Source organism: Gordonia sp. NPDC127522, assembly GCF_042672305.1.
GTDB lineage: Bacteria > Actinomycetota > Actinomycetes > Mycobacteriales > Mycobacteriaceae > Gordonia > Gordonia hongkongensis.
On the sequence record NZ_JBHXVK010000001.1, the window covers coordinates 634,346 to 651,824 of the forward strand.

Here is a 17,479-nt window from a genome sequence, read left to right on the forward strand (position 1 = left end):
GGGCTCGGCGCACGGTGCGCAGGGAGAAATCCGGAATGGGATGCAACCGAGACGGGGTCGTGTGCGTCCAAGACGCATGGCCTGGTTCCCTGCTGACAGTTTTCCCACCGACCGCCACGGGCTGATCCGTCGAGAGGCGACACTCCGGGCGGGTATCGGCGATGGCGTGGTCACCGCTGCAGTCGCACGGGGAGCACTCGTCCGTCTCGCGCCGGGCGTGTGGATCGCCGCGTCGGCGGAGTTCGACGGCCCCGACGGCGCCGACAGGCTCTATCGGAAGCGGTCGATCGCCGTCGCCACCTCCGCGCGAGACCGCGGTGTCGCGACCCTCAGCCATCAGTCCGCTGCCGCTCTTCTCGGCCTCGCGACACTGCATCCTCAGCGTGAGACGGTCCACCTCACCAAGCCGTCGAGTTCGAGCGGCGGGTTCGTCCGTGGGCACCGCCACGTCCATAACGGCCCACTGGGCAGAGATGAGACGGTGGTCGTCGAAGGTGTCCTGGTCACCCGCGCCGAACGCACCGCGGTGGACATCGCCATGTCCGGCGACTTCGCTCAAGCGCTCGTCGTCTTCGACCAGGCGCTGCGCATGGGGGCGGATCCTGGGCTGATGTCCGCGATGGTCGACAGCCGCGCAGGCTGGCGCAACGTCGGTGTCGCACGTCAGGCGCTGGATGTTGCCGACGCGCGCGCCGAGAGTGTCGGTGAGTCGTGGAGCCGAGCGCAGATGGTTCTGGCCGGACTGCCGACGCCGCGCCTGCAGCACACGTTCCAGACGCCGCACGGCGAGGCGCGGGCCGACTTCGACTGGGATGGACGAATCATCGGCGAGTTCGACGGTCTCCAGAAGTACGGACTCGTGGGTCCGGGCGAATCCCCTCGGGATGTGTTGATCCGAGAGAAGCGGCGCGAGGACGCCCTCCGCGCCCAAGGGATCGTCGTGATCCGTTGGACGTGGGCGACACTGGAATCCGGCGAGCTCGTCGGCCTCTTGCGGCCGTGGCTGGCGAAGTTCGGTCACACAGCTGCCTGAGCCGCACCTCCGCGCTAACGCCGGAGACCGAGCAACCGATATCGTTTCCGACATCATTCCGACGCCACCGCCCATCGACTTCGAGGGTGGTCATCGGCCGTCGGATCGTGTTCCGAAGGTGAAGCCCGGGTCTGCGGTGGCCGTCACATCGAGGGGCCGGCCCGACTTCCCTCACCGCGAACCATCGGATATTGTCATCGTCGCGGCGAGAGTTACCGGGCGGTAGGTTTCCCGCAGCCATCACCGAGAACCACGCGGCGGCGTTGTGGGCGGGGAGGGGTCGGTTACAGTGACCCCAACCACAAATGCCGCCGGTTGGTGCGCGGTCACACCGTGGCCGCCTCGGGGGCAGCGATCGTCTGGAGGAAGTTGTGGGTGTTGAGGTCAGCGTCGAAGGACTCACCAAGTCGTTCGGTTCGCAGAACATCTGGCGTGATGTCACTCTGACCCTGCCGGAGGGGGAGGTTTCGGCGCTGCTGGGTCCGTCGGGTACCGGTAAGTCGGTGTTCCTGAAGACCCTGATCGGGCTGCTGCATCCGGAGCAGGGGTCGGTGATCATCGACGGGACCGACATCACGCAGTGTTCGGCCAAGGAGCTCTACGAGATCCGCAAGCTGTTCGGTGTGCTGTTCCAGGACGGCGCGCTGTTCGGGTCGATGAGCCTGTTCGACAACATCGCGTTCCCGCTTCGTGAGCACACGAAGAAGAAGGAGAACGAGGTCCGCGACATCGTGATGGAGAAGATCGACCTCGTCGGTCTGACCGGTGCCGAGGACAAACTCCCGGGCGAGATCTCCGGCGGTATGCGCAAGCGCGCCGGGCTGGCGCGCGCGCTGGTCCTCGACCCGCAGATCATTCTCTGCGACGAGCCGGACTCGGGTCTGGATCCGGTGCGTACCGCCTACATCTCGCAGCTGCTCATCGACATCAACGCCCAGATCGACGCCACGATCCTGATCGTGACCCACAACATCAATATCGCGCGGACGATCCCGGACAACATCGGCATGTTGTTCCGCAAGGAACTCGTCATGTTCGGCCCGCGGGAGCAGTTGCTGACCTCGGAGCAGCCGGTGGTCAAGCAGTTCCTCTCCGGTGACCGGTTCGGTCCGATCGGTATGTCCGAGGAGAAGGACGAGGCGGTCCAGAAGCAGGAAGAGGCGATGCAGGCCGCGGGTATCTCCGGTGGTGGTACCAAGGAGGACTTCACCGAGATCATCCCGCAGGTGCAGCCCAATCCCGGTATGCCCGAACGCAAGGCGATCGCCCGGCACCGCGAGCGTGTGCACGCGATGCTGCCCGACCTGCCCCAGAACGCCCAGGAGGCGATCCGCCGCAGCCAGGAGCAGGAAGACCAGATCCGCGAGGAGAGCCGCGCGCACGCCGACAACATGGCGAACGGCAACGGCCCGTCCGGCAACAACGATTCCGGCAACGAGTGGACCACCGCGCCGGGCAACGTCGCCGTCGCGGACTCCAAGACCGATGTCATCGACTACGGCGGCAGCGATGCCCCGACCGAACAGTGGCACACACCCGGTGATGCACTGACCAAGCCCAGCCATCGTGCTGATGGGAACGAAGGGCGGACACCCTAGGGATGAGCAGTGCCACCACGCGTGGCGTCGACCGAATCGCGCAAGCCGGGACAGGTGCCCTGTCACAGACCGGCAATATTGTTCAGCTCTTCGTCGATGTTGCACGCCAGACCTTTGTGCGCCCGTTTCAGTGGCGGGAGTTCATCCAGCAGGCGTGGTTCATCGCCAGCGTGACGATCCTGCCCACCGCACTGATCGCGATTCCGTTCGGCGCGATCGTCTCGTTGCAGACGGGTTCGCTGATCAAGCAGCTCGGTGCGGAGTCCTACACCGGCGCGGCCAGCGTGCTCGTCGTCATCCAGCAGGGTTCGCCGCTGGTGACGTCGTTGCTGATCGCGGGTGCGGCCGGATCGGCCGTCGCCGCCGACCTCGGCTCGCGCACCATCCGCGAGGAGATCGACGCGATGGAGGTGCTCGGCATCAACCCGATCCAGCGCCTCGTCGTACCGCGCGTGCTGGCGATGGTCCTGGTCGCGATGCTGCTCAACGGTCTGGTCGCGGTCATCGGCATCGGTGGTGGTTACTTCTTCAACGTGGTCGTCCAGGGCGGTACGCCGGGCGCCTACCTCGCGTCGTTCGGTGCGCTGGCACAGCTGCCCGACCTCTGGGTCTCGACCCTCAAGGCCGCGATCTTCGGTGTGCTCGCCGGCGTCGTGGCTTCGTACAAGGGCCTCAACCCCAAGGGCGGTCCGAAGGGCGTGGGTGACGCGGTCAACCAGAGTGTCGTCATCACGTTCCTGCTGCTGTTCCTGGCGAACCTGATCATCACTGCGGTCTACCTGCAGGTCGTCCCACCGAAGGGGAGCTAGACGTGACCGATGGTGGGGGCGGTGTGACCATCGCCAAGAGCCGGCCCGAGTACTACATGTACGAGGCCCGCAAGCAGCTGGGCAAGCCGCTGAAGGTGCTCGACGGCGCGGGCGAGCAGATGTCGTTCTACGGCCGGACGCTCGCGTGGATGCCGAAGACGATCGTGCATTACACGCGCGAGGTCCTTCGCCTGCTCGCCGAAGTCGCGTTCGGATCGGGCGGACTCGCGGTCATCGGCGGCACCATCGGCGTGATGGTGCTGATGTCGGGGTTCACCGGCGTCGTGGTCGGCCTGCAGGGGTACGCCGCGCTCGACCAGATCGGGTCGCAGGCCCTTACCGGCTTCCTCTCCGCCTACGTCAACACCCGCGAGGTGGCGCCGCTGGTGGCGGGTCTCGCGCTGTCGGCGACTGTCGGCTGCGGCTTCACCGCCCAGCTCGGCGCCATGCGGATCTCGGAGGAGATCGACGCGCTGGAGACGATGGCCGTGCCGTCGATCCCGTTCCTGGTGTCGACCCGAGTGATCGCCGGTTTCATCGCGGTCATCCCGCTGTACGTGCTCGGCCTGCTGTCGGCGTACCTCGCCTCCCGCGTGGTGACGACGGTCTTCAACGGCCAGTCCGGCGGCTCCTACGACCACTACTTCAACCTGTTCCTGCCACCGGCCGACGTCTTGTGGTCGTTCGGCAAGGTGCTGGTCTTCGCGTTCGTGATCATCCTCGTGCACTGCTACTACGGCTACTACGCCTCGGGCGGTCCCGCGGGTGTGGGCGTGGCCGTCGGGCACGCGGTTCGAGCGGCTCTGGTGCTGATCGCGGTCCTGGACTTCTTCCTCGGCCTGGCGATCTGGGGCACCACGACAACCGTGCGAGTGGGAGGTTAGCGTGACGCTGCTGCGTAAACGGTTGCTCGGACTCGTCTTCTTCCTCGTCGTCGCGTTGTTCCTCACCTTGACGATCACCAAGTTCAACAAGACGTTCACCGAGTTCACCGACGTCACGTTGCTGACCGACTCGACCGGCAACGCGCTGCCGGCGAACGCCGACGTCAAGGCCCGCGGCATGACCGTCGGCGAGGTGCGCGAGGTCAAGCCCGGACCCGACGGTTCCGTCGAAGTCGTGTTGGGACTCAACCCCGATCAGGCGTCGACGCTGTCGGCCGAGACCACCGCGCGCATCCTGCCGAAGACCCTGTTCGGCGAGCGCTACGTCGCCCTGCAGGTGCCGGAGGACAACTCCGGGCCGACGCTGAGCAACGGTGCGACGATCCAGACCGACCAGAGCGGCAACGCGCTGGAGATCCAGCAGTTGTTCGACAAGCTGCTCCCGGTCCTCGAGGCGATCCCGCCGCAGGATCTGAACGCCACGCTGACCTCGCTCTCGTCGGCGTTGTCTGGCCGCGGCGAGCAGCTGGGGACGACGCTGGAAGAACTCGACCAGATCTTCGGCGAGATCAACGAGAACCTCCCCGAACTCGAGGGCACCCTCGAGGGGTTGGCCAGCTTCTCGCAGACCTACTCCGAGGCGCTGCCCGACGTGGTCGACGCGCTCGACTCCTTGCGCACGACGACGAACACCATCGTCGAACGCCAAGACGACCTGCGGACCCTCATCGCCACCCTGGGTGTCGCGTCCGACGACCTGACCGGCTGGCTGCGTGCCAACCGCACCGACCTCATCGACCTGGCCGTCGACTCCGAGGAACTCCTCGTCGGACTCGCCAAGCAGTCACCGGCGTTCGTGTGCACCTTCCGCAACTTCGCGGGTCTGATCCCGGAGTCGCGCAAGATCGTCGGCCAGGGCACCAAGAATCCGGGTGTGCGCGTGAACCTCCAGTTCGCCAATCCCCGTGGCCGTTACCTACCGAACCAGGACGAACCCCGCTTCATGGACCTCGATCCGCCGGCCGTGTGCTACGACCCCAAGATGGGTGGCAACCGCCCGTTCCCGCAGTACCCGGGTGGTTCGCTCGCCGACGGCAGCTACCAGCCCCCGTCCCGTAACCCCGGCCCGCGCACGATGCCCGAGCTGCCGCAGCCGCAATTCAGCGGCGTGCCCGCCGGGTCGGTCTCGGCGGCGCCGGGCGCGAAGCCGGTCGCAGTGGAGTCCAACCCGTTCGACGACCCGGACTACCGCAAGCAGCTGCAGGTCATCTACGGCGCCACCTCGGGCAAGGCGCCCGAAGAGGTGCCCACCTGGGTGACCATGATCGGCGGCGGTGCGCTGCAGGGTGCGAAGGTCGACATCAAATGAAGTCGATCGTCGGACCGCTGATCAAGCTGGTCATCTTCGGCGTGGTCACGGTGGTGACCACGAGTCTGCTCGCCGTCACCATCGCCAATGCGGGCGGTGACGGGGACGCGAAGTTCAACGCCGTCTTCACCGACGCCACGCTGCTCAACCCGGGCGACGACGTGCGCATCGCCGGTGTGCGTGTGGGACAGGTCGAGAGCGTCGAGGTCTACGACCGCAACAAGGCGAAGGTCGCGTTCAACGTCGACCGCGACCGGCTGCCGGACGGGACCCAGCTCTTCATCCGCTACCGCAACCTGACCGGGCTCCGGTACCTCGCGCTCGAGCGCGGGGCGGGCGATCCGTCGCAGACGGTCGCGCAGGGGCACACCTTCGGCCTGAACCCGGGTGTCAAGGACACCCACCCGCCGGTCAACCTGACCGAGCTGTTCAACGGATTCCGGCCGCTGTTCCAGCAGCTCTCGGCCTCCGACGTGAACAAGCTGACCGAGCAGATCATCGCGATCTTCGACGGTCAGGGCGGTTCGATCACCCGTCTGGTCAGCGACACCGCCGATCTGACGAACGCGATCGCCGACAAGGACAAGGTCATCGGTGAGCTGATCACGAACCTCACCAAGGTCCTCGACACCGTCAACCGCAACGACGAACAGTTCACCAGCCTGCTCGACAACACCGAGAAGCTCGTGACAGGCCTTGCGGCGCAACGCGGTTCGGTGGGTTCGGCGATCACCTCGGTCTCCAACCTGACCTCGGTCACGGCGAACATCCTCGGTGCGACACGGCCGTCCATCCAGGGCGACATCGCCGGCCTGAAGTCGCTCGCCGACCAGATCAACGCGCGCGACGAGGACATCGAGGAGACGCTGACCAATCTGCCGATCAAGCTCCAGAAGATCGGCCGCGCAGCGACATTCGGCTCCTGGTTCCAGTTCTACCTGTGCGGTATCGACGTGGTGGCGGGCAACGGCAAGTCGCCGGTGCTGACGCAACCGCTGGTCCCGCTGCCCGACATCAACCATGTGCTCTACACCAGTGCGGCGACGCGCTGCTGGGCCGACGACCGGCCAGGGGGGTGACCACGATGGCAGACAACAACGATCCGAACCCGCGTGACCCGAATGTGAACGACGACGAACGCGACGCGGCTGACGCCCCGGTGCAGCATCCGCACCGGCGCTTCGGTGGCCGGCGCAGCCCGGTCAGCATCGGCGCCATCGGCATCCTCATCCTGATGATGCTCGGACTCAGCTCGTTCTATCTCGCCGAACTGCCGCTGCTCGGCGCGGGTGCGCGCTACACGGCGAAGTTCACCGAGGCCGCCGGCCTCAAGCCGGGCAACGAGGTCCGCGTCGCGGGCGTGAAGGTGGGCGAGGTCGACGACGTCACCCTGGACGGGGACCGCGTCAACGTGACCTTCCGGGTGGAGAACACCTGGATCGGTGACCAGACCCAGGCGACGATCCAGATCAAGACGATCCTCGGTCAGAAGTTCCTGTCGTTGAATCCGCGTGGCAGCGAGCCCGCCGATCCCGACGTCCCGCTGACCGACACGGTCGCCCCGTATGACGTCATCGAGGCGTTCTCCGGTGCGGCCGAGCAGATCGGCGAACTCGACAACGACCAGCTGGCCGAGTCGATGCGCGTGCTGTCGGACACCTTCTCGGGGACCGCGGGTACCACGGGACCGGCGCTCGACGGCATCGCCCGTCTGTCGCAGACGATCTCGAGCCGCGACCAAGAGGTGCAGCGACTGCTCGCCGCGACGAAGGACACCTCGAAGATCCTGGCCGACCGCAACGAGGAGTTCGTGCGCCTCATCGGCGGCGCCGGTCAGTTGCTCGACGAGCTGAACAACCGCCAGCGCAACATCTCGGCGTTGCTGGCCAGCACCACGAGCCTTGGTGATTCGCTCACCGGCATCGTGCGCGACAACGAGGAACAGATCGGACCGGCGCTCGACGCGTTGAAGGGCGTGAACGAGCTGCTGCAGCGGCAGAACCAGAACATCCGCGACTCGATCAAGTACATGGCGCCCTTCTACCGCCTGTACGCGAACGTGCTCGGCAACGGTCGATGGTTCGAGTCGTCGGTCGTGAACCTCCTTCCGCCGGCACTGCCGCAGCAGAACACGACGCGGCCGCCGAACAAGCAGGCCATGGAGAACCAGGCCGGAACGGGGGTCGGCTGATGACCGCACCAGACCTGACCCAGAACTCGGGTCCCGGTCGCTGGTTCACGCCGCGGCACATCGTGGTGCTCGTGATCGGGCTGATCCTCGCGCTCATCGTCGCGGGTGCGCTGTGGTGGGTTTTCACCTCGGTCGGCACCACCAAGATCACCGCGACCTTCAAGCGGTCGGTCGGCATCTACGAGGGCTCCGATGTTCGCGTGCTCGGGGTGGCGGTCGGCAAAGTCGACTCGGTCACGCCGGAGGGCGACACCGTCAAGGTGACGATGACCGTCGACCGCGGTGTCGAGCTGCCCGCGGATGTCCGTGCGGTGCAGATCATCCCGTCGGTCGTCGCGGATCGCTACGTCCAGCTGACCCCGGCCTACACGGGCGGGGAGAAGGCGCCTCGCGACCTCACGCTCTCCGTCGACCAGACGATGGTCCCGGTGGAGGTCGACCAGATCTACGCGAGTGTCAAGGAGCTGTCCGACGCTCTCGGACCCGATGGCGCCAACAAGACCGACGGCACCGGCCGGCAGGGTGCGGTGAGTGAACTCGTCACCACCGGCGCGGAGAACCTCGAGGGCAACGGCGAGAAGCTCGGCGCGGCCATCGAGGGATTGTCGAAGGCGTCGACGACTCTCAGCGACTCGCGCGGCAACCTCTTCGACACCGTCAAGAACCTGAACGTCTTCGTCGGCGCGCTGCGCGAGAACGACGCCCAGGTGCGGCAGTTCAATACGCAGATGGCCTCGTTCAACCAGTTCCTCGCCGGTGAGCGCGAGCAACTCGCCGCCGCGCTGAACAAGCTCTCGATCGCTCTCGGCGACGTGGCGACCTTCCTCGCCGACAACCGTGAGCAGATCGGGGAGACGGTGAAGGACCTGCAGCCGACGACCCAGGCCCTGCTCGATCAGAAGAACAACCTCAAAGAGGTCCTGACCGTGCTGCCGATCACGGTGAACAACCTGATCAACGCCTACGACGCCGAGTCGGGCACGCTGTCGATGCGCCTGACGATCCCGGACCTGCAGGATCTGATCGGTGCCCAGTGTCGCCTGCTCGACCTCGGCAAGCTGCTGCCGGGCAACCCGGCCGCCGATCAGTTCAGCGACACCCTGCGGCCGCTGATCAGCCAGTGCGAGGAGATCGGTGAACAGATCCAGGAAGGCGTCCTCGAGCCGCTGCTGCCCGTGCTGCCCTTCGGCATCATGAGCAACAACAAGCTGCAGCGTGCGCCGGTGCCGGGCACCGTCCCGGGCAACCCCGACCCGGAGATCGGCAACCCGCCGTCGGAGCGGGCCCCGGCCTCCTCGTCGACCACCCCGCGACCCCGGGGAGGCAACTGATGAACCGCACGTCGATGCGTACGGCGATGGCCGGCGCCGCGCTGTCGCTGACCCTGCTGGTGACCGGTTGTATGTCGAACGGCATCCAGTCGATCCCGCTGCCCGGCGGCGTGAACACCGGCGACAACGCGCGCACGTACAAGATCCAGTTCGACGACGTGCTCGACCTCGTGCCGCAGTCGATGGTCAAGCGCGACGGCATCCCGGTCGGGCGCGTGACCAAGGTCGAGGTGCCGACCGATCAGTGGTTCGCCCAGGTCACCGTCGAGGTGCAGAACAACGTCGACCTGTCCGACGAGGCCGAGGCGAGCGTGCAGCAGACCTCGCTCCTCGGTGAGAAGTTCGTGTCGCTCACCGAACCCGACGGCAGTGCCGACGCGCCGCGCCAGAATCCGGACCAGCCGATCCCGGTGTCGCGGACGCGGACCGCCACCGACATCGAACAGGTCCTCGGGGCGCTCGCGCTGCTGCTCAACGGCGGTGGCCTCAACCAGCTGCAGCCGATCGTCACCGAGCTCAACAAGGCACTCGACGGCCGGACCGACAAGGTGCGCGACCTGATCGGCGAGACCGAGGACCTGATCGCCGGCCTCAACCGTCAGCGCGACGACATCATCACCGCGATCGACGGCCTGGCCGAGCTGTCCACCCGGACCGCCGCGCAGACCGCGCAGATCGACCGCATCCTGAAGCAGCTGCCCGCGGGCGTCGAGGTGCTCGAGGAGCAGCGTCCGCAGTTCGTCGAACTGCTGACCAAGCTCGACGAGCTCGGCCAGGTCGGTACCGACGTGCTGGGCAAGTCGCGCAAGGCGCTGATCAACGACCTGAAGGCGTTGCGGCCGGTGCTGACGCAGCTCGCCGCGGCGGCTCCGGATCTGATCACCGCCGCGCCGCTGATGCTCACGCATCCGTTCCCGGACTGGTTGCTGCCGGGTGTGCGCGGTGACTCGACCAACCTGTTCATGACGCTGGACCTCCGCGTGCTCAATCAGCTCGAGGCGCTCGGTGTCGGCCAGGGGACCCCGAGGTACGTCCCGCCCGCTCGGGTGAACGTGCCGGTCGACCGGCGCAACCCGTACTACCGCGGCAACGGCCCGCGCTACGGCTGGCCGACGATCACGCTGCTCCCGCCGGCCCCGAACTCACGTCCGGGACCGAACACCCCGCCGTCGGGTGGCACCTACCCCGCGTCGTTCTCACGCCCGGCCGATGCGGCCGGTCAGATGCCGACCCCGGCGGTGCCCGGTCAGGGCATCCTCGACGGTCCGCTGGCCGCCATGGGGCTCGCTCCGGCGGCGTCCGCCGGGAACCCGGCATCCGACCCGTCAGGAGGTGGACGATGATCGGCAAGCTCGTCAAGATCCAGCTGATCGTGTTCGTCGTCGTCGGCCTGGTGGCGCTGGTCTACGTGGGCGCGAAGTACGCCCGTCTGGACAAGCTGGCCGGTGTCGGCATGTACACGGTCACCGCCAAGCTGCCCGACTCCGGCGGCATCTTCACCAACGCCGAGGTCACCTATCAGGGTGTGCCCGTGGGTCGCGTCGGCAAGCTGACGCTGACGCCCGACGGTGTGGACGTCGCTCTCGACATCGACTCGGGCGGGCCGGAGATCCCGGCGTCGGCGACCGCGGTCGTCGCGAACCGGTCGGCGATCGGTGAGCAGTTCGTCGATCTGCAGCCGACGTCGTCGGAGGGGCCGTACCTGAAGGGCGGCGACACGATCACCAAGTACGCGCTGCCCGAGCCGCTCGAGGACGTGGTGGCCTCGGCGATCGACTTCACCGATTCGATCCCGGTCGACGACCTGAACACGGTCATCACCGAACTCGGCAACGCGTTCAACGGCCAGGGCGAGAACCTGACCCGCCTCGTCGACTCGCTCGGCAAGCTCTCGCGGGCCGGCGTCGACAACCTGAGCGAGACGGTGGCGCTCATCCAGAACTCGAACGTCGTGCTCGACACGCAGGCCGACCAGTCCGACGCGATCCTGACCTGGTCGCGCAACCTGAACCTGGTGACCGCGACCCTCGCCTCGGCCGATCCCGACCTGCGGCGACTGCTCACCACGGGCACGTTGTCGGCGACGCAGATCTCGGAGCTGATCCAGAAGAACGGAAACGACCTGTCGAAGGTCGTGAAGGATCTCGCCGAGGTGGCCCGCACGATCGAGCCGGCGACCTACACGACGTCGACGACGTTCGCGATGCTCTCCGCGCTGTCGGCGGGGAGCCACGCACCCGCGCCGGGCGACGGCCAGATCCACTTCGGTGTCGTCCTGGAGACGAACAACCCCGCGGCCTGTACGCGCGGATACGAGAGCACCGACGCGGTGTTGGCCGAGGCTCGTCGCCAGAACCCGGACTTCGACGTCCACTACGACGACTTCGCGTTCAACACCGAGGCGAAATGTACGGTGCCGTTCGGTAATCCGACGGGTGTCCGCAGTGCCGAGCGTGCCCAGTACGCCAACCCGGCGTACCCGCAGCCGTGGGACAACACCCCCAAGAAGGATCCCGACAAGCTCAACCTCAACCCGCTCGCCCAGCAGCTCGCAGCGCTGCTCGGCGTCCGGCCGCGCTAGACCCGACCACCCGACGAGCGTCGCCGCCCCTGATCGGACCTCCCACGGTCCGAACCTCGGCCTTGGCTTGCGCTCAGGAGCGATATATACAGTGTGTTCCCGATGACTGGCACCGCAGAACCGACAGAGAACAAGCCCGGCGGCCCCCGTCCCGCCCTGCGGCGGGCGGCGAAGTCCGCACCGTTCGTCCTGGCTGCCGTGGCGGTCGTGGTCGGCGTGGTGCTCGTCGCCGTGTTCGGTGTGCGGGCCTACAGCGTCTACTTCGACGAGTACCCGGCGCAGGAGACGCGCGACGCCGCCACCCAGGCGGCCGAGCAGGCCGTCCTCAACATCACGACGATCGACCCGGCCGACGTCGACGGCTTCCGCAAGCGCGCGGAGGCGTCCCTGACCGGGAAGGCCAAGGACGAGGTGCTCGGCAGTGAGGACGACGGTGAGGGCGGCAACGTGCTCGACATGCTCGGGACCGCCGGACCGAACACCGCCAAGCTGAGCGCGCGGCTCTTGCGCAGCGCACCGAGCGAGGTCGACGCCGACGAGCAGAAGGCCAAGGTGCTCGTCTACGTCGTGACGACGCTCGAACGCCCCGGCCAGCCCGGGATCGACGAGACACGCGGCTTCGACGTCAGCATGACCAAGGACGGCGACACCTGGAAGGCCGAGAACATCCTCGGTCTGGAGGGCATCGCCTACGCCGACGGCGGTGGCGCACCTGCCCCCGCGGCCCCGGCCCCGGCTCCGGAAGGGGGCAACTGATGGGACCGGACCGCGGTAAGAAGAAGCCCACCCCGAAGCGCCGCCCGACCCCGAAGGTCGCCGGCCGGACTTCTCCGCCCTCTGAGGTGCGAACAGAGAAAGCCGCTGCTCTGCCCCCTGAGGTGTCGGACGACGCATCAACCCCCCTGCCCCCTGAGGTGTCGGACGACGCATCAACCCCCCTGCCCCCTGAGGTGTCGGACGACGCAACAACCCCTCTGCCCCCTGAGGTGTCGGGCGAAGCTGCGTCCCCCTTGCTCCCTGAGGTGCGAGGAGCGAAAGCGACGAGCCACGAAGGGCCTGGTGACGGCACCACCGAAGCCAACCCCGCCGAGGCCGACCCCACCGAGGCCGACACCGCGAAGGCCGACACCGTCGACCTGGAGAAGTCCACTCCCGCGGAGTCGACCACACCCGAGCCCACCAAACCCAAGACCAAACCGGTCGCGCGGGTCTCGACCCTGCGCCGCGGAGACACCCCGGCGCCGGCCGGGTCGCCCGACAAGCCGAACCGGCCGATGGGCCGGCGTCCCGGCAGGCGGGACCGGCGGGGGAGGGGTGCCTCCCGCAATCCCCTCGGCATCCGTACCGGAGTGCTGGCGGGCATCGCGGCCGTGTTGTTCGTCATCGCCGCCATCCTCGCGTTCCATCCGGGCGCCGAGATCGGACCGAACAAGGCGTTCGTGGACCAGGAGTCGACATCGCAGCTCACCTCGCAGGCCCAGGAACGGATCTGCGCGGTGTTCGGGTACGACCACACCGAGCTCGACGAATGGCAGCGGCGGGCGCAGGACGCGTTGACCGGGCAGGCCCGCACCGAGTTCGACGAGACGCTGAAGGCGCAGCGCGAGCTGATCACGCAGACCAAGACGGGTGCGGAGTGCCGGGTCGACGCGATCGGCGTCCGGGACCTCTCCGGCGCCGACGACGGCGCGACCGCGACCGTCATCGCGAACCTGGTGGTGAGCGAGACGCAGAACAGCATGGCCACCAACAGCGGTGCACCGCGCGCCCAGTTCGCGATGGTGCGTGAGGGCGACCAGTGGCGGATCCGGGCGGTCGAGCCCTTCTGATCGAGGTGCGTCGCCCCCTCATCACCAGGTCGGACGCCGAGTTCGACACCGACTTCGCGAAATTCGCGCGTAGCGCTTGACGTGGAGGCGATGTCGGGCCAGGCTGTGACCAGCGATCGACGTGCAGGCAGCCACCCGCGCGAAATCGCTTTCCAGACGGCTTGACAAAGTGCGTCTATTTTCTGCTACAGTTGGACGTTGCGCTGGCTGCCTCCTGTCCATCTATCGATCCTTCTTCGGCCACTCTCTAGACGTGTGTGCTGCGGTGATCGCCGATTCCAGGGTGTCACCAGCGAACGGCCCATCAAGCCACGTACTGCACATCTAGGTTGTGAATAACGTCGTGTTGGAAGGACGCATCTTGGCAGTCAACCGCCAGTCCACCTCAACAATCCCCGGCGCGCCGCATCGCGCGTCGTTTGCAAAGATCAGCGAGCCGCTGGAGGTCCCGGGCCTCCTCGACCTCCAACTCGATTCGTTCGAATGGCTCGTCGGTTCGCCGGAGTGGCGCGCGAAGGCGATCGCCCGCGGCGACGAGAACCCGACCGGTGGCCTCGAGGACATCCTCCACGAGCTGTCCCCGATCGAGGACTTCTCCGGTTCGATGTCCCTGTCGTTCTCCGAGCCGCACTTCGACGAGGTCAAGGCCTCCGTCGAGGAGTGCAAGGACAAGGACATGACCTACGCGGCGCCGCTGTTCGTCACCGCGGAGTTCATCAACAACAACACCGGCGAGATCAAGTCGCAGACCGTCTTCATGGGCGACTTCCCGATCATGACCGAAAAGGGCAGCTTCATCATCAACGGCACCGAGCGTGTCGTGGTGAGCCAGCTGGTCCGCAGCCCCGGCGTGTACTTCGACGCCTCGATCGACAAGACCACCGAGAAGACCCTGCACACCGTCAAGGTGATCCCGGGTCGCGGTGCGTGGCTCGAGTTCGACGTCGACAAGCGCGACACCGTGGGTGTGCGTATCGACCGCAAGCGCCGTCAGCCGGTCACCGTGCTGCTCAAGGCGCTCGGCTTCACCGCCGAGGAGATCACCGAGCGGTTCGGTTTCTCCGAGATCATGATGTCGACGCTGGAGAAGGACAACACCGGCAACCAGGACGAGGCGCTGCTCGAGGTCTACCGCAAGCTGCGCCCGGGTGAGCCGCCGACCAAGGAGTCCGCGGAGAACCTCCTGGAGAATCTGTTCTTCAAGGACAAGCGTTACGACCTCGCCCGCGTGGGCCGTTACAAGGTCAACAAGAAGCTGGGTCTGACCGGCAACCCGATGGTGGGCGAGTCCACGCTGACCCGCGAGGACATCATCGCGACCGTCGAGTACCTGGTGCGTCTGCACGAGGCCGACCCGCACACCACCACCTACATGACCGTCCCCGGTGGCGTCGAGGTGCCCGTCGAGGTCGACGACATCGACCACTTCGGCAACCGTCGCCTGCGTACCGTCGGCGAGCTGATCCAGAACCAGATCCGCGTGGGCCTCTCGCGTATGGAGCGTGTCGTGCGTGAGCGCATGACCACTCAGGACGTCGAGGCGATCACCCCGCAGACCCTGATCAACATCCGTCCCGTCGTGGCGGCGATCAAGGAGTTCTTCGGAACCAGCCAGCTGTCGCAGTTCATGGACCAGAACAACCCGCTGTCGGGTCTGACCCACAAGCGTCGTCTGTCGGCGCTGGGCCCGGGTGGTCTGAGCCGTGAGCGTGCCGGCCTCGAGGTGCGCGACGTGCACCCGTCGCACTACGGCCGCATGTGCCCGATCGAGACCCCTGAGGGTCCGAACATCGGTCTGATCGGTTCGCTGTCGGTGTACGCGCGGGTCAACCCGTTCGGATTCATCGAGACCCCGTACCGCAAGGTCGTCGACGGCGTCGTCTCCGACGACATCGAGTACATGACCGCCGACGAGGAGGACCGCTTCCTCATCGGTCAGGCGAACACCAACTTCGACGGCAGCGGACGCATCACCGACGAGCGTGTCCTGGTGCGCAAGAAGGGCTCCGAGGTGGAGTTCGTCGGCGCGACCGATGTCGAGTACCTCGACGTCTCGCCACGTCAGATGGTGTCCGTCGCGACCGCGATGATCCCGTTCCTCGAGCACGACGACGCCAACCGCGCCCTGATGGGTGCGAACATGCAGCGTCAGGCCGTGCCGCTGGTGCGCAACGAGTCGCCGCTGGTCGGTACCGGCATGGAGCTGCGTGCCGCCGTCGACGCCGGTGACGTCATCGTGTCGTCGAAGACCGGTGTGGTGGAAGAGGTCTCGGCCGACTACATCACCGTCATGTCCGACGACGGCACCCGCGACACCTACCGGATGCGCAAGTTCGCGCGCTCCAACCACGGCACCTGCGCCAACCAGCGTCCGATCGTGGACGAGGGCCAGCGCGTGGAGTCCGGCCAGGTCCTCGCCGACGGCCCCTGCACCGAGAACGGTGAGATGGCGCTCGGCAAGAACCTGCTCGTGGCGATCATGCCGTGGGAGGGCCACAACTACGAGGACGCGATCATCCTGAGCCAGCGGCTCGTGGAGGAGGACGTGCTCACCTCGATCCACATCGAGGAGCACGAGATCGACGCCCGCGACACCAAGCTCGGTGCCGAGGAGATCACCCGGGACATCCCGAACGTCTCCGACGAGGTCCTCGCCGATCTCGACGAGCGCGGCATCGTGCGCATCGGTGCCGAGGTCCGCGACGGCGACATCCTGGTCGGCAAGGTCACCCCGAAGGGCGAGACCGAGCTGACCCCGGAAGAGCGTCTGCTGCGTGCGATCTTCGGTGAGAAGGCCCGCGAGGTCCGCGACACCTCGCTGAAGGTGCCGCACGGCGAGACCGGCAAGGTCATCGGCGTACGCGTGTTCAGCCGCGAGGACGACGACGACCTGGCTCCCGGCGTCAACGAGCTGGTCCGCGTGTACGTGGCCCAGAAGCGCAAGATCCAGGACGGCGACAAGCTCGCCGGTCGTCACGGCAACAAGGGCGTCATCGGCAAGATCCTCCCGCAGGAGGACATGCCGTTCCTGCCCGACGGCACCCCCGTCGACATCATCCTCAACACCCACGGTGTGCCGCGGCGTATGAACATCGGACAGATCCTGGAGACCCACCTCGGGTGGGTGGCCAAGGCCGGCTGGAACATCAACGTCGCCGAGGGTGTGCCGGAGTGGGCGTCGCGTCTGCCCGAGGACATGTACTCGGCCGAGCCCGACACCAACACCGCCACCCCGGTGTTCGACGGCGCCCGCGAGGAGGAGCTGACCGGACTGCTGTCCTCGACGCTGCCGAACCGCGACGGCGAGGTCATGGTCAACGGCGACGGCAAGGCGACGCTGTTCGACGGTCGTTCCGGCGAGCCGTTCCCGTACCCGGTGTCGGTCGGCTACATGTACATCATCAAGCTGCACCACCTGGTCGACGACAAGATCCACGCCCGTTCGACCGGTCCGTACTCGATGATCACCCAGCAGCCGCTGGGCGGTAAGGCGCAGTTCGGTGGTCAGCGCTTCGGTGAGATGGAGTGCTGGGCCATGCAGGCCTACGGCGCCGCGTACACGCTGCAGGAACTGCTGACCATCAAGTCGGACGACGTGGTGGGCCGCGTCAAGGTCTACGAGGCGATCGTCAAGGGCGAGAACATCCCGGAGCCGGGTATCCCCGAGTCGTTCAAGGTGCTGCTGAAGGAGCTTCAGTCGCTGTGCCTGAACGTCGAGGTGCTCAGCTCCGACGGTGCCGCCATCGAGATGCACGACACCGACGACGAGGACCTGGAGCGCGCCGCTGCCAACCTCGGAATCAACCTGTCGCGCAACGAGTCGGCCACCGTCGACGATCTCGCCAACTGATCTG

13 protein-coding genes are annotated in these 17,479 nt (G+C 66.9%); all 13 read left to right on the forward strand.

The genetic code is table 11. The features are described from left to right. The first annotated feature begins 76 nt into the window (after nucleotides 1-76). The 13 genes from ACFVHY_RS02930 (at nucleotide 77) to ACFVHY_RS02990 (ending at nucleotide 17,475) form a co-directional block, all read left to right on the forward strand. Nucleotides 77-1,033, forward strand: a complete 957-nt coding sequence (locus tag ACFVHY_RS02930; RefSeq protein WP_390268122.1) for a hypothetical protein — start codon at nucleotides 77-79, stop codon at nucleotides 1,031-1,033. A 371-nt stretch (nucleotides 1,034-1,404) separates the two neighbouring features. After that, nucleotides 1,405-2,631 carry an ABC transporter ATP-binding protein gene (locus tag ACFVHY_RS02935; protein ID WP_390268125.1) on the forward strand — a complete coding sequence of 409 codons (1,227 nt, stop codon included), beginning with the start codon at nucleotides 1,405-1,407 and terminating at the stop codon, nucleotides 2,629-2,631. A 2-nt stretch (nucleotides 2,632-2,633) separates the two neighbouring features. Further along, nucleotides 2,634-3,440 (forward strand): ABC transporter permease, encoded by an 807-nt coding sequence (locus ACFVHY_RS02940; RefSeq protein ID WP_004023366.1) that lies wholly within the window; start codon nucleotides 2,634-2,636, stop codon nucleotides 3,438-3,440. 2 nt (nucleotides 3,441-3,442) lie between these two features. Further along, nucleotides 3,443-4,324 (forward strand): ABC transporter permease, encoded by an 882-nt coding sequence (locus ACFVHY_RS02945; protein WP_004023367.1) that lies wholly within the window; start codon nucleotides 3,443-3,445, stop codon nucleotides 4,322-4,324. Between the two features lies 1 nt (nucleotide 4,325). After that, on the forward strand, nucleotides 4,326-5,693 hold the full coding sequence (locus tag ACFVHY_RS02950; protein ID WP_065629267.1) for an MCE family protein: 1,368 nt from the start codon (nucleotides 4,326-4,328) through the stop codon (nucleotides 5,691-5,693). Continuing rightward, complete coding sequence (locus ACFVHY_RS02955; protein WP_058253304.1) at nucleotides 5,690-6,772, forward strand: MCE family protein; 1,083 nt, start codon at nucleotides 5,690-5,692, stop codon at nucleotides 6,770-6,772. Before ACFVHY_RS02950 ends, ACFVHY_RS02955 begins: the two co-directional genes overlap by 4 nt. 5 nt (nucleotides 6,773-6,777) lie before the next feature. Beyond that, on the forward strand, nucleotides 6,778-7,884 hold the full coding sequence (locus tag ACFVHY_RS02960) for an MCE family protein (protein ID WP_065629320.1): 1,107 nt from the start codon (nucleotides 6,778-6,780) through the stop codon (nucleotides 7,882-7,884). Beyond that, nucleotides 7,884-9,215, forward strand: coding sequence for an MCE family protein (locus tag ACFVHY_RS02965; RefSeq protein WP_058253303.1), 1,332 nt, complete (start codon nucleotides 7,884-7,886; stop codon nucleotides 9,213-9,215). The genes ACFVHY_RS02960 and ACFVHY_RS02965 overlap by 1 nt, the downstream gene beginning before the upstream one ends. After that, entirely contained in the window at nucleotides 9,215-10,558 is a 1,344-nt protein-coding gene (locus ACFVHY_RS02970; protein ID WP_390268131.1) for an MCE family protein, read from the forward strand. Before ACFVHY_RS02965 ends, ACFVHY_RS02970 begins: the two co-directional genes overlap by 1 nt. Continuing rightward, nucleotides 10,555-11,796, forward strand: a complete 1,242-nt coding sequence (locus tag ACFVHY_RS02975) for an MCE family protein (protein ID WP_065629269.1) — start codon at nucleotides 10,555-10,557, stop codon at nucleotides 11,794-11,796. Before ACFVHY_RS02970 ends, ACFVHY_RS02975 begins: the two co-directional genes overlap by 4 nt. Before the next feature lie 102 nt (nucleotides 11,797-11,898). Further along, nucleotides 11,899-12,552, forward strand: a complete 654-nt coding sequence (locus ACFVHY_RS02980) for a hypothetical protein (protein WP_390268135.1) — start codon at nucleotides 11,899-11,901, stop codon at nucleotides 12,550-12,552. Next, nucleotides 12,552-13,625, forward strand: coding sequence for a hypothetical protein (locus ACFVHY_RS02985; protein ID WP_390268138.1), 1,074 nt, complete (start codon nucleotides 12,552-12,554; stop codon nucleotides 13,623-13,625). Before ACFVHY_RS02980 ends, ACFVHY_RS02985 begins: the two co-directional genes overlap by 1 nt. A gap of 343 nt (nucleotides 13,626-13,968) precedes the next feature. After that, entirely contained in the window at nucleotides 13,969-17,475 is a 3,507-nt protein-coding gene (locus tag ACFVHY_RS02990; RefSeq protein WP_175404366.1) for a DNA-directed RNA polymerase subunit beta, read from the forward strand. Nucleotides 17,476-17,479 lie beyond the last annotated feature (4 nt).

What these genes read in the sequence shown, in the direction of transcription:
- ACFVHY_RS02975 (WP_065629269.1), top strand. Translation starts at nt 10,555, where the DNA reads ATGATCGGCAAGCTCGTCAAGATCCAGCTGATCGTGTTCGTCGTCGTC.
- ACFVHY_RS02980 (WP_390268135.1), top strand. Translation starts at nt 11,899, where the DNA reads ATGACTGGCACCGCAGAACCGACAGAGAACAAGCCCGGCGGCCCCCGT.
- ACFVHY_RS02960 (WP_065629320.1), top strand. Translation starts at nt 6,778, where the DNA reads ATGGCAGACAACAACGATCCGAACCCGCGTGACCCGAATGTGAACGAC.
- ACFVHY_RS02965 (WP_058253303.1), top strand. Translation starts at nt 7,884, where the DNA reads ATGACCGCACCAGACCTGACCCAGAACTCGGGTCCCGGTCGCTGGTTC.
- ACFVHY_RS02985 (WP_390268138.1), top strand. Translation starts at nt 12,552, where the DNA reads ATGGGACCGGACCGCGGTAAGAAGAAGCCCACCCCGAAGCGCCGCCCG.
- ACFVHY_RS02955 (WP_058253304.1), top strand. Translation starts at nt 5,690, where the DNA reads ATGAAGTCGATCGTCGGACCGCTGATCAAGCTGGTCATCTTCGGCGTG.
- ACFVHY_RS02940 (WP_004023366.1), top strand. Translation starts at nt 2,634, where the DNA reads ATGAGCAGTGCCACCACGCGTGGCGTCGACCGAATCGCGCAAGCCGGG.
- ACFVHY_RS02930 (WP_390268122.1), top strand. Translation starts at nt 77, where the DNA reads ATGGCCTGGTTCCCTGCTGACAGTTTTCCCACCGACCGCCACGGGCTG.
- ACFVHY_RS02970 (WP_390268131.1), top strand. Translation starts at nt 9,215, where the DNA reads ATGAACCGCACGTCGATGCGTACGGCGATGGCCGGCGCCGCGCTGTCG.